Genomic DNA, 14,610 nt, shown 5'->3' with positions numbered 1-14,610 from the left:
AGACGCAATGAATCGAGCCCAGGCATTCATCGAAGCACGAGATTTTCTGTTTGCGCATCGCACGGATTACGACACCGCGTATCGCGAGTTCGAGTGGCCAGTGCTCGATCGCTTCAACTGGGCGCTCGATTATTTCGATCCGATGGCGCGCGGCAACGATGCGCCCGCGCTGCATATCGTGAACGAAAGCGGCGACGAGACGCGTCTCTCGTTCGCGCAGATGAGCGAGCGTTCCGCGCGCGTCGCGAATCATTTGCGCGCGCTGAACGTGCGGCGCGGCGAGCGCATTCTGCTGATGCTGCCGAATCGCGTCGAGCTATGGGAAACGATGCTCGCCGCGATGAAGCTCGGCGCCATCGTCCTGCCCGCGACGACGCAGCTCGCGAACGCGGACTTGCGCGACCGCATCGCGCTCGGCGGCGTGCAACATGTGATCGTCGATGCAGCGGAGACGCAGAAGTTCGATGGTATCGACGTGCCCGGCCTGCGCATCGCGGTGGGCGACGAGAAAGAAGGCTGGCTTGCCTACGAAGCCGCTTATGAGGCATCGTCGGAATTTAATTCGGATGCCGAAACGAACGCGAACGATCCGTATCTGCTGTACTTCACATCGGGCACGACGTCGAAGCCGAAGCTGGTCGCGCATACGCATCAGAGCTATCCGGTCGGCCATTTGTCGACGATGTACTGGATCGGCCTGCAACCCGGCGACGTGCACTGGAACATCAGCTCGCCCGGCTGGGCGAAGCACGCGTGGAGCTGCTTCTTCGCGCCGTGGAATGCGCAGGCGTGCGTGTTCATCTACAACTTCAGCCGCTTCGACGCGGCGCGCACGCTCGATGCGCTCGTGAAGCACGAAGTCACCACGCTGTGCGCGCCGCCGACCGTGTGGCGCATGCTCGTGCAGGAGCCGCTCGCGTCGTATGACGTGAAGCTGCGCGAGATCGTCGGCGCGGGCGAGCCGCTGAATCCCGAGATCATCGAGCGCGTGCAGGCCGCGTGGGGCTTGTCGATCCGCGACGGCTACGGGCAGACCGAAACCACCGCGCAGATCGCCAACACGCCGGGCCAGCGGCTCGTGCCGGGTTCGATGGGCCGTCCGTTGCCGGGTTACCGAGTGGCGTTGCTCGACCCGGACGGAAACGCTGCGGAGGAGGGCGAGATCGCGCTCGTGCTCGATCCGCCGCCGCTCGGCCTGATGACCGGATACGCCGGCAATCCGAAGGCCACCGAAAACGCGATGCGCGGCGGTTTCTATCGCACCTCCGACGTGGCGGCGCGCGGCGCGGACGGTTACTTCGTCTATGTCGGCCGCGCAGACGACGTGTTCAAGTCGTCGGATTACCGGTTGAGCCCGTTCGAGCTGGAGAGCGTGCTGATCGAACACGATGCGATCGCGGAAGCGGCTGTCGTGCCGAGCCCCGATCCGCTGCGTCTTTCGGTGCCGAAGGCGTTCGTCACGCTGCGTCACGGCTACACCATCGGACCGGAGCTCGCGAAGAGCGTGTTCGCGTTCTCGCGCGAGCGGCTCGCGCCGTACAAGCGCATCCGCCGGCTGGAATTCGCGGAATTGCCGAAGACGATTTCCGGCAAGATCCGCCGCGTCGATCTGCGCAGGCAGGAAGCGGCGCGCACGGAAGCCGGCGCGCGCGGCGAGTTCGAGTTCTGGGAAGAGGATTTTCCGGAGCTGCGTCAAACGAGCAAGGCGGACTGACGCATGAGCACGCAAGGACTGTTGCGCGCCGCGCCGGAAGTCGGCTTCGAAATCGTCAATCGCGTGGCGATCGTCACGCTCGACCGGCCGCATGCGATGAATGCGCTGTCGCACGACATGATCGCGCTGCTCGCCGATTGTTTCGCCACCTGCGCCGAGGACGATGCCATCCTCGCGGTCGTTTTACGCGGCGCCGGGGACAAAGCATTTTGTGCAGGCGGCGACGTGCGCAAGCTGTATCACACCGCGCGCAACGATCCGCATCACGCGACGCCGTGGCTGAAATTTTTCATCGACGAATATAGGCTCGATTACACGATTCATCGTTTCGCGAAGCCGGTCATCGCGCTGATGGACGGCATCGTAATGGGCGGCGGCATGGGGCTCGCGCAAGGCGCGGCGCTGCGCATCGCGACGGAGCGCACGCGCATGGCGATGCCCGAAACGCGCATCGGACTCCTGCCGGATGTCGGCGCGACGCACTTCCTGCGCGCGCTGCCGCGCGATCTCGCGCTGTACGTCGGCCTGACCGGGGCGAGTCTGTCGGGCGCGGATGCGAAGCGCATCGGGCTCGCCGATGAATGCGTACCGTCGACATGGCTGCGCGGCTTCATCGAGCGTCTCGAAACGGTGCGCTGGAACGACGCGCAAGATGCAATGACGCAGTTGAAGCGCGTGTTCGTGCCGAGCGCGAATATCGAGCGCCACGCGCCGCTCGACGAACTCCGCGCGCAGATCAGGCGTCATTTCACCGCGTGCGCGACGGGCGGCGCGGAACGCATCGCGGCGTCGCTCGCCGCCGATGCGGACAACGAATGGTCGCACGCGACGCTCGCCACGCTCCAAAGCCATTCGCCGACGATGCTCGAGGTGACGTATCACGCGCTCCTGCGCGGCCGTCAGATGTCCCTTGCGGATTGCTTTCGCACGGAGCTGGGCGTCGTGTATCGCGCGATCGACGACGGCGATTTCGTCGAAGGCGTGCGTGCGCTCATTATCGACAAAGATCAGCGGCCTCGTTTCGCGCCGACGACGCTCGCCGAAGTGCGCGCCGAGCGCGTGCAGCACTTTCTCTCATCTCCGTGGCGTAAAGAGATGCATCCGCTCGCGGACCTGTGCGCATAATCTCCAGACGCAATTCGCAAGCAAATGTTTCCGCGGCGAACTGCATGAATGTCCGGCGGGTCGAAGCTGGCTCACCGATCATCGGACAATTCAAGAGGAGGAACCGACCATGCCGAACCGTACAACACCGGGTCGTACGTCACATCGGGCGCTTCTGTCGGCCGGCATCGCATTCGCGCTGATCGCACCGGCCGCGTCTTACGCGCAGATCAATCTTCAGCAATTCGGTTTCGGCAGCGGCAAGTCCGAAGCCGCCGCCGGTGCGAACGGCGCAGCGCAGCCTTCGGCGCTGTCGTCGCTCGTGCAGAACTATCTCGGCGCGAACCAGCAAGTGCTGTCGGGGCAATCGAGCCTCGCATCGGCGATGGGCATGTCGAGTGTCGCGAGCCAGGCGCAATCGGCGGCGGGCCTGTTGTCGGGCGCATCGGGCGGAAGCGGCGTGCCGAGCACGAGCGTGTTGTCGCAACTCGGCGGCACGCAGCAGAGCGTATCGCAATCGTTGATGCAGGCAATGACCAGCGGATCGGCCACGCCGCCGACTGCCGCGAGCAAGAAGACCTTCACCGAAGGCCTCGCGTCGCTCGGGCAAGGCGTGAAGCAGTACGCCGGCCTGCAATCGGATCTCGGCTCGGTGTCGAATTCGATGAACATGTCGTCGCTGCTGCAAGCCGGCTCGAACCCGGCGACCGCGCAGGCTGCGACCTATATCGCGCAATCCGCGCCGGGTCAGTTGCAGTCGCTCGTGCAGACGCTCACGCAAGCGGTGCAATACGCAAAGACCAACGGCATTTCCGTGCCGTCCATCGCGACTTCGGCGTTGACCGGCGCGAAGTGATGTGACGCGCAAAACAAAAGCGGCGTGGCTCACATTCGAGCCACACCGCTTTTTTTTGTTTGCTGCGGGGTCATGCGTTCGTCAGCCGGCCGCCTGGCGCATCGCCAGGCGCCTTAGTAAAGGGAGTGCTTGCCTCCGGCGCGACTCGGGGGACAACGGCGGGAGATACGAGATATCGGTGACGTCGGCAAGTTGAGCGTGCGGATCGGCATCGAGCACTTCCAGCGCGGGCGGCTCGACCGGCTCGGCTTCGACATGCTCGGGTTTTTCGACCGCGATGCCGAGCGAAGGACGCACGTCTACACCGCGGGCACGCGTGGTGTATCCGGCATCGGCCAATAAGCGTTCGCGCGATTTCCAGAATTCGCGCGCAGAGGAAGGCATGGAATGCGTCGACACATATTCGATCACGATCTCATAACCGCGAACTTTCGGATAATTCAACAGTAACTTGCCGGAGCGAATATAACGAATGTAGCGGTCGACTTTTTTCGTGAGCAAATCCTGGTGTTCTCGTTCATCGCGCCAGTCGAGCTCGTCGAAGAGCCCGACATATACGCGCTTGAAGAGAATGTTCACTCCGATGTAATCGATGGCGTCCACGTCGCGCAAAGACATGGTCAATCCCCTGCGCCCTGAATCGGGCAAGTATCAAAGGTTTGTATTGTAGCGGACCTTCACCGCCCGATTATCGTGAAACACGCTATTTAATCGGAGAAAATCTCATTTTCGTAAGAATCCGAATTATCGAATTAAGCGCAATCTGATTGCCGCAAACAATTGCGACAAAATACGAATCTATTTATCAATCACGTCCGTCTCCGCGATGCATCCGCGAGATCCGCAGCCGACGTGGCTTTGGCGACTTCCTCGTTACTCATCGCTTCGACTTGCGGCAGCGGCGGCTGCTCGTTGACCCACGCATTCAGGATCGTCGATGTGACCGCGAGAATCACGGGACCGATGAACAATCCGACTATTCCGAACGCGAACATGCCGCCGAGCACGCCGGAGAGAATCAGCAGCATCGAAAGATTCACGCCGCGCTTGATGAGGATCGGGCGCAGGAAGTTGTCGAGCATGGCGATCATGATCGACCACACGAGCAGCAGCGATCCGGCGATGTGCGCGTCGTGCCAGAAGAGATAGGCCACACCGCCGAGGAGCGGCAGCAGCGGGCCGATCTGTGCGAGACACAGCATCAGCATGACGGCCGTGATGATGCCCGCTGCCGGCACGCCCGCGAGCGCGAGCCCGATGCCGCCGAGCGCCGACTGCGTGACCGCCGTCACGACGATGCCGAGCGCCACCGCGCGAATCGCGAGGCCGGCGAGCTTCACGGCTTCCGCGCCGCGCTGCGCGGCGATGCGCGTCGCGAAGCGCACGATGAAGCGTCCCGCCGCCTCGCCGTTCATATACAGAATGCCGGAGATGACGATGGTGATGAGCATGTGCATCACGAACACGCCGACGACGGCGGCATGAGAAAGCATCCAGCGCGCCGCGATCGTCACATACGGTTCCAGCTTCGCGAGCAGGCCGCCGGGGCCCGCGTCCGAGAGCGTCTGCCATTCCTTCGAAATGCGCGCGCCCGCGAGCGGCACATCGTGCACCCAGTTCGGCGGCGGCGGCAGCGCATAGCTCGGCAGGCTCTTGATGGCGGCCATGATGTCGGCGCCGTGCACCGCGAGCGTCGAGATCGCCGAATAGAGCGGCAGCACGATGACGATCAGCAGAATGAGCAGCATCACGGTGGTCGCGATCCAGCGGCGGTTGCCGCAGCGCCGCTGCACGGCGAGCATGAGCGGCCAGGTCGCGACGACGATCGTCGTTGCCCAGATGAGACCCGGCAGGAACGGGCGCAGCACGTAGAGGCTGCCGACCGTGAGCGCGGTCAGGATCGTGATGACGAGCAGGATGCGGGCGATATCCACCGGCTGGCGGGGATTCGGATTCGGCTGCCCGTTGGAGAGGATTGGCATGGTGCGTCCGGATGAAATTGATGGTCGATGCCGCGCGATGGGAAACTTAAAGCGACGACGCGCAACGAGCGATGAACAACAAGCCGCTTCCGGCGTGACGGACGCAATGATAACGGCACCCAATCCATACTACTAAAAATCGTCGCGCGCCTGCCCATGAAATACCCTTCGTCGCATGCGTGGCGCATCGAACGAAGCCTTCGATGTTTGCTGGAAATGCGTTATTAAATTGCCTATTCTTTTTGCGGATACAGAAGAGAGCAGGCCATGCTCCGCCGTGTGCCTCGAGGACGATACAAGAACGATTTGGGAGACTGTCATGGCCGGTTTTTCCCGCACTTCGCTCGTTCCGCTCATTGTTGCCTTCGGTGCTTTCGCGATCGTGACATCGCCCGGAATTCAGGCCGCCGACGAAGTCCAGAACGTCAACACGACGCAAGCCGCGCCGGTTCCATCGACGTTGCGGCCGATCTCGCAGCAGCAGCTCGACGGCGCCGCGGGCGACAGCGCGTCGTGGCTGCACTCGAACGGCTCGTATGCCGAAACGCGCTACGCACCCGCGACGCAGATCAACACGTCGAACGTGGCGAAGCTCAAGCCCGCGTTCATCTTCCAGACAGCGGTCATGGAGTCGATGGAAACCGCGCCGATCGTCTCGAACGGCGTGATGTTCCTCACCACCTCGTACAACCACGTCTATGCGATCGACGCGGTCACGGGCAAGGAGTTCTGGCATTACAAGCACAAGATGGGTCCGGTCACGACCTTCTGCTGCGGGCCGAACAATCGCGGCGTCGCGATTTCGGGCAACCGGCTCTTCATGGGCACACTCGATTCGAAGCTCGTCGCGCTCGATGCGAAGACCGGCAACGTGCTCTGGTCGACGCAGATCGCCGATCCGGAAGAGGGCTATTCGGAAACGATGGCGCCGGTCGTCGTCGAGGATAAGGTGCTGATCGGCACGAACGGCGGCGAGTACGGCATACGCGGCTTCGTGAAGGCGTTCGATGCGAACTCGGGCCAGTTGCTGTGGACTTTCTACACGATTCCCGACACGGGCAGCGAAGGCGTATGGGCCGAGAACGATGCCGTCGGCCGCAACATGAAGCGCGATATCGCCGCGGAGAAGAAGACGCTCGCGGACAAGGGCACGGATTTCACGAAGACGCTCGGCGGCGGCGTGTGGATGGCGCCCGCGATCGATCGTCAGACGCGCACGGTGTATTTCGTGGTCGGCAATCCGTCGCCGGATCTCTATGGCGCGATCCGCCCCGGCGACAATCTTTACACCGATTCGCTCGTCGCGATCGAGCTCGATACCGGCAAGTACAAGTGGCACTACCAATACATCGCGCACGACGTGTGGGATCTCGATGCGGCGAGCCCGCCGATTCTCGTCGACGTGAAGGACAAGAACGGGCAGATGATTCCCGGCATCCTCCACGGCGGCAAGACGGGCTTCGTGTACGTGCACGACCGCCGCGACGGGAAAATCATCCGCATTTCCGACGCGATGATTCCGCAGGAAGGCGTCTGGACCCTGCCGACGCCCACCGGCGCGCGCATGCTGCCGGGCGCGAACGGCGGCGTCGAGTGGTCGCCGATGGCGTTCAGTCCGAAGACGCGCATGGCCTACGCGGCGAACCTGCATCAGCCGATGACCTATCAGGTCGAAGAAGTGGCGTATCCCGGCGGCAAGCTGTGGCTCGGCGGCGCGTTCAAGGTGATTCCGTCGGAGCAGCAGTGGGGCAGGCTCGTCGCAGTGAATGTCGACACCGGCAAGATCGCGTGGGGCTTCAAGACGGAGCAGCCGCTGATCGGCGGCGTGCTCGCGACCGCGGGCGGGCTCGTGTTCAACGGCGAAGCCAACGGGCTCTTCCGCGCCTTCGACGCCGCCAACGGCCGCAAGCTCTGGGAGTTCCAGTGCGGCGCGGGCGTCAATGCGCCGGCGGTGTCGTACATGGTGAACGGCAAGCAGTACATCGCGGTCGCGGCGGGCGGCAACACGCAGATCGACGCCAAGCGTGGCAACAGTGTGCTCGTGTTCGCGCTGCCTTGATGAAGACGCGCGCGATCCGTGTGCGTATCTGGCTCGTCTACGCGCTGTGGATCATCGCGTGCCTGCTGTTGTCGCTGCCTTCGTTATCCCGCGCCGCCGACGCGGCCGCCGCCGCAGCAGCGAAGGCGGCCATCTGCACGTCGTGTCACGGGCTCGGCGGCAACTCGACGACGGGCGAGTATCCGTCGCTCGCGGGGCAGACGTCGCGTTATCTCTATCTGCAACTGCGCGATTTCAAGGCGGGCCGCCGCAGCGACCCGCGCATGTCGCCGATGGCCGAGAATCTCACGCCCGACGACATGCACGTGCTCGCGGATTACTTCGCCGCGCAAAAGCCGATCGCCACCGATTTCAAGGCGGACCCAATCAAGGTCGAGGCGGGCAGGAAGAAGTCCGAAGAGATTCTCTGCACGATGTGCCATCTCGGCGGCTTCTCGGGGCAGAACGAGATTCCGCGCGTCGCGGGGCAGCAGTATCCGTATATCGTCAAGCAGTTGCAGGACTTCCGCGACAAGAAGCGCACGAACGACGCGGGCAACATGACGAGCGTATCGAAGAACCTGACGGACGCGGATATCGAGAACCTCGCGAACTACATCGCGAATCTGCAATGAAAGCGCTCGTCCTGTCGATGATGCTGGTCTGCGCGGCCGCCCAAGCCGACTCTGACACCTACACGCTCAACGAACGATTGCTCTCCGCGACGCGCGCGGGCGATCAGGCGGACGTCACGCGCCTGATCGACGAAGGCGCGGCGATCGACGCACGCAACCGCATCGGCGACACGCCGCTCATCAGCGCGTGCAAGAAAGGCCTGACGCCGATGGCGCGCATGCTGATCGAGCGGGGCGCGAACGTGAACCGGGCGGACGTGCAGGGCATCACGCCGCTGATGGCCGCCGCCTTTGACGGCAACGACGAAATCGCCGCGCTCCTGATCGCGCATCATGCCGATGCCGCCGCGGCCGACCGCATCGGCAAGACCGCGATCGAGTATGCAGCCGGGCGCGGGCACACGGCGATCGTGCAGCGTTTGCTCGATGCCGGCGTCGATGTGAATGCGGCGTATCGGAATCACCTCACGGCGCTGATGTGGGCGGCGGGCTACGATCAGGAAGCCACCGCATCGATGCTGCTTGCACGCGGCGCGCGACGCGATCTGCGCGACGACCGCGGCATGACGGCGAAGGACATCGCCGAGCAGACCGGTTCCACGCATGTCGCGGCGCTGCTGTCGAAGGGATGAACGTCAAGTTCTCAGAATTCGTTGTCCCAACCGTTGCGCGCTGCCATCCGGAAAGAGCGCCGCGCGCGCTTGCTGCGGATCGATGCCGAAGGTCTCGCCCGCCGCGCTCGCGATGACCGCATCGAGCCCGATCGTCGGCTTCAAATCGCGCGCCTGATACAGCGATGCCGCCGCGAGTCCCGGCCAGTCCGCGAGCACGCGTCCGCCCGCCACCGCGCCGCCGACGATCATCGCCGCCGACGCCGTGCCGTGATCCGTGCCGCCCGTGCCATTCGCCGCCGCCGTGCGGCCGAACTCGGTCGCGACCAGCACCGTCGTGTTCGCCCAGTGAACGCCCAGGCCATCGCGCAGGGCGGCGAGCATCGTGTCGAGCGCCTTCAGTTGCGTGGCGAGACGCGGATTCTGCGCGCTGTGCGTGTCCCAGCCGCCGGTTTCGATCATCGCGATGCGCGGGCCATCGGGCTTGCTCAGGAAGCTCGCCGCGAGCTTGCCGAGGCTCGCCGGATTCTGGCGCGCGCCCGCATCGGCGGCGAGACCGCGCGCCTGCATCGCGGCATCCCATAACGGATGAAGCTGCGCATCGCCCGCGTAGAGCTGCGACACGCGCGCGATGAGATCGTCCGGCGCCTGCGGCAGCGACGACGGCGCATACGACGTCACTTCCGCGCGGCCGCGCAGCGCGAGCGGCACGGTCGGCGCGAACGCGATGGCATCGGTGCGCGGCGCGGGCAGCATCGCTAGCAGGCGGTTCATCCAGCCGTCCTTCAGCCGATACGGCGCGGCGCCGCCGGTTTCGAGCACGTTCTGGCCGTCGAAGTGCGAGCGCTCGCGATACGGCGACGCCACCGCGTGCACGAACAGCGCCTCCTTGTCGCGATACATCTGCGCGGTCGCCGCGAGCGACGGATGCAGCGCGAAGGTGCCGTCGAGCTTCGTCGCGGTCGATGCGTCGATCGCGAGCGGTCCGCGCAACGTCGCATAAGCGGGATCGCCATACGGCACGACGATGTTCAGCCCGTCGGCCGCGCCGCGCTGGATCACGAACACGAAGCGGCGGTCGGTTTCGGCGGAAGCGAACACGAACTGCGGCGCGACGAGCATCGCGCCGGCGCCCGCGCCCGCGCACCACAAGAATTTGCGACGCGTCAGCATGGTTTCATCTCCTCAGAAAATCGGGCGATACGAGCAACAACGCAAGTGCGGTCGGCGCGGTGTCGGCGCGTGACACGGCATTCGCGGTTGCGTCGGACAGCGAGCCGGGAAGCAGTTGCGGACCGAGCGCGCGGGCGTCGAGCGTGTCGCCTGCGGATTGAGCAAAACGCGCGGCGAAGCGCTGCGCCAGCTCGACGCGGCGCACGAGCGCATCGGGCGCGGCCCAGCTCGCGGCGATATCGTCATACCCGGCGGGCGAGCCGGGACGCCAGACTTGCTGGCCCAGTTGCGTCAGAAGTGGCGCCGCGCGCATGCCTTGCAGATCGCGGCGGCCGAGTCCGCGCAGCGATGAAATCGTCCAGTCCCACGGCGTCTTGAACTTGGCGGGCGCGTTCGTCCACGCTTCGGGCGCATCGATGAGCGCGCGATACACCGAAGGCAGATCGCCGCCGCTATCGCTGAAAACATCCGCGAGCTTGTCGACGAGCGCAGGCGGTGGCGTATCCGCGACGAAGTGGCGCGCGAGCTTTTCCGCGATGTGATGCGCGGTTGCGCGCGCGTTGGCCAGATCGTGCAGCACGGCGAGCGGCTGGGCTTCGCCCGCTTGCGCGTATTGTTTGCCCATCACGGTGCGCGCGCCTGGTTCGTGCAGACGCGCGCGGAACACGAACTGGCCGGGCGGCGCGGGATCGTTGGCATTGTTCGCCGCTTTCGGCGTCATCGCGCCGAGGCTCCAGCCGGTGAGCGCGCGCGCGAATTCGGTTACGTCGGTCTGCGTGTAGCCGCTGCGCACGCCGAGCGTATGCAGTTCCATGATTTCGCGCGCGAGGTTTTCGTTGAGGCCGCGCTTCGCGTTCGGATCGCGCATCGCGGCGCGCGTGGCGGCCGGGCTGTCGGGACCGACGGAGCGCGGCTGATCCAGAAAAATCTGCATCGCGGGATGCCGCTCGACCGCGACCAGCATGTCCTCGAAGCGCCCGAGCACGTGCGGGCGGATCGCCTCGTTTTCGAACGATCCAGCCAGCATCGCGACGGGCGGCTTGTCGATCGATACGGCGAAGTGGTTCGCCCAGAAATGCACGAGGCGTTCGATGAACGGTGTGTCCGTCGTCAGCGCGCTCGTCACGCGGGCATCGACGGCATCGCGGTACACGTCGCGAAGCTGCTCGCGATATAGCATGCGGGCGGCGGGCTTGTCGGCGTCGCTGGCGTCGCGCAGCGCCCGCTGGCGTTCGGCGAACTGCGCGGCGAGCGCGGCGCTCGACGGCTGGCCGCTCAGCGCGGGCGGCATCGGCCGATACGTGCTCTGGCGCGGGTCGGCCTGTTGCGCGAGCCAGCCGCGCGGATCGGCGGGGAGCAGCTCGCCCGGCCGCGCGCCGAGCCCGAATCGGTTCAACGCGATGGCGATGGTCATGATGTGCTCCACTGTCATTGCTGCGGACGTTCATCGGCGGGCACCGCGCGCAGCGGGCCGTACCGTTCCATCGCGCCAACGAGCTTGAGCCGCTCTTGCGGCGTCAGCGTCGACGCGAAATCCGCGACCGTGCCTTCGATGCGCGCGCGCAATGCGACATCGGCTTCGCGCGTGCGGGCGAGGGCGTCGTCGAGCGCGCGGCGATCGAAGTCTTGCGCCGCGAGCCGATGCGCGAGATCGATGCGTCCGTCGCGCGCATCGCGGATCAGCGGCAGGCTTTCGCGCCGCGTCTTGCGCAAGGCGTCGCGCAACTGGCGCTGGCGTTCCGGCGAAAGATCCGCCGCCGCGAAGCGAATGCCGCGTTGTTGCGCGGCTTCCGTGCGCTGATGCGCGAACGGTCCCGACAGCCAGTACGCGCCGCCCGCGATCGCGCCGAGCAGAAACACGTTCAGCACGAGCGACACCGCTGCGAGCGTCTTCAGCGTGCGTGGATTCATTGATCGCTCCAGTCCGAAGAGGCGCCGCCGAAGGCCGTGCCCGACCACGACTGCTCGAAGACGCCGAAGTGCGCGTTATCCATCGACGCCGGCGCGGGCGCGAGCAGCGAAACCAGCAGCGCGCCCACCGCGACGCCCGCCGCGCCCGCGCCGACGAAGCCCACGCCCGAGAACCAGATGCGCGGACGCCGCCAGAACGCGCGCGGCGGGCGCGTCGGCGCGGATTCGATGATGCGTCGCGCGAGTTCCGCGCCCGGCGCCGCGATGGCGTGCGCGTCGAGCAGGCCGTCGAGCGCGCGGGCATCGGCGAGGGCGGCGAGCGCTTCTTCGTCGCCGGCATTCACGAGGGCGAGCGCCGCGTCGCGTTCATGCTCAGGCCAGCGGTCCGGCGACGCGCCGTATGCCTCGGTGATGTGGCGAAATCGTTCGGGTGTCATCGATGTTCCTTCGGAGCGTCATCGTCATCGCCCGGCCTGGCGAGATCCGCGAGCGCGGTTTTCAGATTGCGGCGCGCACGCGCCAGCAGGCTTTCGAGCGCCTCGACGCTCACGCCCATCAGTGCCGCCGCTTCCGCGTTCGGCAGGTCCTGGTAGTACTGCAGGACGAGCGCCTCGCGTTGCCGCGCGGGCAGCGTCGCGAGCGCCGCCTGGATGCGCGCGCTCGCGTGGGTCGTGGCGAGACGCTCGTCGGGCAAGGGCGCGAGATCGGCTGCTTCGGGAAGATCGTCCGACGACGTCGTCTCCCGATGACGGCGCAGGCGGTCGTAACACAGATTGAGCGTCACGCGATGCAGCCAGGTATCGAAGCGCGCGGAGCCGGAGCGCCACTTCGGCGCGATGTTCCAGATGCGCAGAAACGCTTCCTGGGCCACGTCGTCGGCCTCGTCCCGATCGCCGAGCATGCGCGCGGCGAGCGTGACGATGCGCGGGAGCTTCTTCGCGACGATCTCGCGGATGGCTCCCGGTTCCCGATTGCCGACGCGGGCAATGAGCGCGGTATCCGGATCTTCTTCGTTCAAAGTGGTGTCGGGTTTCGTTGCGCATGTCGGACTGCGCGGGCGCTCTTCAGTAAACGACGACCGGCCCGCGATAGTAGACAGGATGCGCCGGATACACCACGCATCCGGCGACCGTCACGGCGATGAGCGCCGCCGCGAGCAGGGCTTTCAGCCGGTTCATGCCCAGTGCCCCTCGACCCAGCGCCAGTTCGGCCCGCGCTGCACCCAATGTCCCGGAATCCAGCGATAGCCCGCGCGCACCGGCCGCCAGTGGCCCGGCGCCCAGACATAGCCGCCGTGCGTCCAGCGCCAGTGGCCCGGATCCCACGCGTAACCCGAGCGCGGCGGCGGCGGTGGCTCGACGCGCATCGGCGGCGGCGCGGACGGCGCGATGATGACGGCCTGTGCGCTGGCCGGCGTGCTGTGCAGTGCCGCGAACGACACCGCGATGACCGGCGCGAATACCGCGGCCGAAAGCGCCGCCGACAATGCCGCGCGCAGCGGCGTGCAAGTTTTCTTCATGTTCTCTCCCGTCGATTTCTGATTGCGACGAGAACTTGAACGTGGCGGCGTGCGGTATTCCGTCGCTTGCCGCGCGACGACTTTGTAACGAGCCATTACGCCGATATCGTCAGTCCATCGACGAGACGTTTCGCGAGGCGCGGCTGCCGTAACTGCTCGATCCACCATTGCAGCGCGCGGCCTTCGTGATCGCCGCGCCACGCGACGTACAGCACATTCGGCTCGCGCGGATCGGCGGTTTCCTTTTCGATGAGTTCGCCGCGCGCAAGCAGCGCGTCCACGCGATGACGCGGCACCCAGCCCGTGCCGAGCCCTTGCCGCTGCGCGAGGATTTTTGCGCGCATCGTCGGCACGGCGAGCGCGGCCTGGCCGCCGAGCACGCCGTACGCCCGTCCCGCCGAACGCGACGAATCCGCGACGACGACCGCCCGATGCGCCGCGATCTGCTCGCGTTTGAGCGGCCCGTTCACGCCAGCGAGCGGATGACGCGGCGACACCGCGAAGGTCCATTGCATGACGCCGAGCTCGAACCAGCGCAGGCCGGGAATCGCGGGCGGCTCGTTGGTCGCGCCGACGATCAGGTCCGCGCGGCCGTCGCGCAGGGCTTCCCAGGTACCGGAAAGGACTTCGTGCGTGATGCGCAGCGCGACGCCGGAATCGAGCGCATCGAACGCCTGCACGACCGGCAACAGCGTTTCGAATTCGAGGATTTCATCGCAGACGATCCACAGCCGGTCTTCCCAGCCGCTCGCGATCTGCTTCACGCGCTGCGTGAGCCGCGACACGTCGAGCATGAGGCGCGCGGCTTCGTCGGCGAGCAGGTGGCCGGCGGGCGTCAGCTGCAGGCGATAGCGGCGCCGGTCGAAGAGCAGCGCGTCGAAGCGCGTTTCGAGTTGCCGCGCGGCATGCGAGATCGTCGACGGCGCCTTGCCGAGCCGCGCCGCCGCGCGCGACAGGCTGCCGGTTTCGCGGATCGCGTCGAGCAGCGAGAGTTCTTCCTCTGACAACATGTTCGACTCCATCGAACGAGTTCATCGTCCGGATCGTACGGCAAAGCGGGTGCGGCG

General features: G+C 65.8%; 15 protein-coding genes. 6 read left to right on the top strand and 9 right to left on the bottom strand.

Going from position 1 to position 14,610, the window contains the following annotated elements:
- Positions 1-7 precede the first annotated feature (7 nt).
- The 3 genes from AWB74_RS02385 to AWB74_RS02375 all read left to right on the top strand — a co-directional run bounded on the left by AWB74_RS02385 (position 8) and on the right by AWB74_RS02375 (position 3,674).
- Entirely contained in the window at positions 8-1,714 is a 1,707-nt protein-coding gene (locus tag AWB74_RS02385) for an AMP-binding protein (RefSeq protein ID WP_061145122.1), read from the top strand.
- Positions 1,715-1,717: 3 nt separating this feature from the next.
- The gene (locus AWB74_RS02380) at positions 1,718-2,839 is read left to right on the top strand and encodes an enoyl-CoA hydratase/isomerase family protein (protein WP_061145121.1); all 1,122 of its coding nucleotides are present in this window, start codon (positions 1,718-1,720) and stop codon (positions 2,837-2,839) included.
- A gap of 109 nt (positions 2,840-2,948) precedes the next feature.
- On the top strand, positions 2,949-3,674 hold the full coding sequence (locus tag AWB74_RS02375; protein ID WP_061145120.1) for a hypothetical protein: 726 nt from the start codon (positions 2,949-2,951) through the stop codon (positions 3,672-3,674).
- 81 nt (positions 3,675-3,755) lie between these two features.
- On the opposite strand, the gene AWB74_RS02370 is transcribed toward AWB74_RS02375, so the two are convergent.
- Entirely contained in the window at positions 3,756-4,292 is a 537-nt protein-coding gene (locus tag AWB74_RS02370; protein WP_061145119.1) for a DUF6572 domain-containing protein, read from the bottom strand.
- A gap of 191 nt (positions 4,293-4,483) precedes the next feature.
- Complete coding sequence (gene ydiK / locus AWB74_RS02365; protein WP_200821910.1) at positions 4,484-5,656, bottom strand: AI-2E family transporter YdiK; 1,173 nt, start codon at positions 5,654-5,656, stop codon at positions 4,484-4,486.
- A 319-nt stretch (positions 5,657-5,975) separates the two neighbouring features.
- Here ydiK and AWB74_RS02360 point away from each other — a divergent pair, with 319 nt between their 5' ends.
- Genes AWB74_RS02360 through AWB74_RS02350 form a run of 3 tightly spaced genes read left to right on the top strand, consistent with a single transcriptional unit; the run spans position 5,976 to position 8,961 of the window.
- Positions 5,976-7,715, top strand: coding sequence for a pyrroloquinoline quinone-dependent dehydrogenase (locus tag AWB74_RS02360; protein ID WP_061145118.1), 1,740 nt, complete (start codon positions 5,976-5,978; stop codon positions 7,713-7,715).
- A complete protein-coding gene (locus tag AWB74_RS02355; protein ID WP_061145117.1) occupies positions 7,715-8,329 on the top strand; it encodes a c-type cytochrome in 615 nt (204 codons plus the stop codon). Before AWB74_RS02360 ends, AWB74_RS02355 begins: the two co-directional genes overlap by 1 nt.
- Positions 8,326-8,961, top strand: a complete 636-nt coding sequence (locus AWB74_RS02350; RefSeq protein ID WP_061145116.1) for an ankyrin repeat domain-containing protein — start codon at positions 8,326-8,328, stop codon at positions 8,959-8,961. Before AWB74_RS02355 ends, AWB74_RS02350 begins: the two co-directional genes overlap by 4 nt.
- Before the next feature lie 3 nt (positions 8,962-8,964).
- On the opposite strand, the gene AWB74_RS02345 is transcribed toward AWB74_RS02350, so the two are convergent.
- From AWB74_RS02345 to AWB74_RS02315, 7 genes are all read right to left on the bottom strand, one after another.
- Positions 8,965-10,113, bottom strand: coding sequence for a DUF1501 domain-containing protein (locus AWB74_RS02345; RefSeq protein ID WP_061145115.1), 1,149 nt, complete (start codon positions 10,111-10,113; stop codon positions 8,965-8,967).
- 4 nt (positions 10,114-10,117) lie between these two features.
- The gene (locus AWB74_RS02340) at positions 10,118-11,527 is read right to left on the bottom strand and encodes a DUF1800 domain-containing protein (RefSeq protein WP_235024458.1); all 1,410 of its coding nucleotides are present in this window, start codon (positions 11,525-11,527) and stop codon (positions 10,118-10,120) included.
- Between the two features lie 14 nt (positions 11,528-11,541).
- Complete coding sequence (locus AWB74_RS02335; RefSeq protein ID WP_061145113.1) at positions 11,542-12,024, bottom strand: periplasmic heavy metal sensor; 483 nt, start codon at positions 12,022-12,024, stop codon at positions 11,542-11,544.
- Positions 12,021-12,461 carry a hypothetical protein gene (locus AWB74_RS02330; RefSeq protein WP_061145112.1) on the bottom strand — a complete coding sequence of 147 codons (441 nt, stop codon included), beginning with the start codon at positions 12,459-12,461 and terminating at the stop codon, positions 12,021-12,023. The genes AWB74_RS02335 and AWB74_RS02330 overlap by 4 nt, the downstream gene beginning before the upstream one ends.
- Complete coding sequence (locus AWB74_RS02325) at positions 12,458-13,042, bottom strand: RNA polymerase sigma factor (protein ID WP_061145111.1); 585 nt, start codon at positions 13,040-13,042, stop codon at positions 12,458-12,460. The genes AWB74_RS02330 and AWB74_RS02325 overlap by 4 nt, the downstream gene beginning before the upstream one ends.
- A gap of 156 nt (positions 13,043-13,198) precedes the next feature.
- Positions 13,199-13,543: a YXWGXW repeat-containing protein gene (locus tag AWB74_RS02320; protein WP_087038797.1), complete on the bottom strand. Its 345-nt coding sequence runs from the start codon at positions 13,541-13,543 to the stop codon at positions 13,199-13,201.
- A 95-nt stretch (positions 13,544-13,638) separates the two neighbouring features.
- The gene (locus AWB74_RS02315; protein ID WP_061145287.1) at positions 13,639-14,553 is read right to left on the bottom strand and encodes a LysR family transcriptional regulator; all 915 of its coding nucleotides are present in this window, start codon (positions 14,551-14,553) and stop codon (positions 13,639-13,641) included.
- Positions 14,554-14,610 lie beyond the last annotated feature (57 nt).

This window comes from Caballeronia arvi, assembly GCF_001544695.2.
Lineage (GTDB): Bacteria > Pseudomonadota > Gammaproteobacteria > Burkholderiales > Burkholderiaceae > Caballeronia > Caballeronia arvi.
This window is presented reverse-complemented; position numbering and strand designations above follow the sequence as displayed.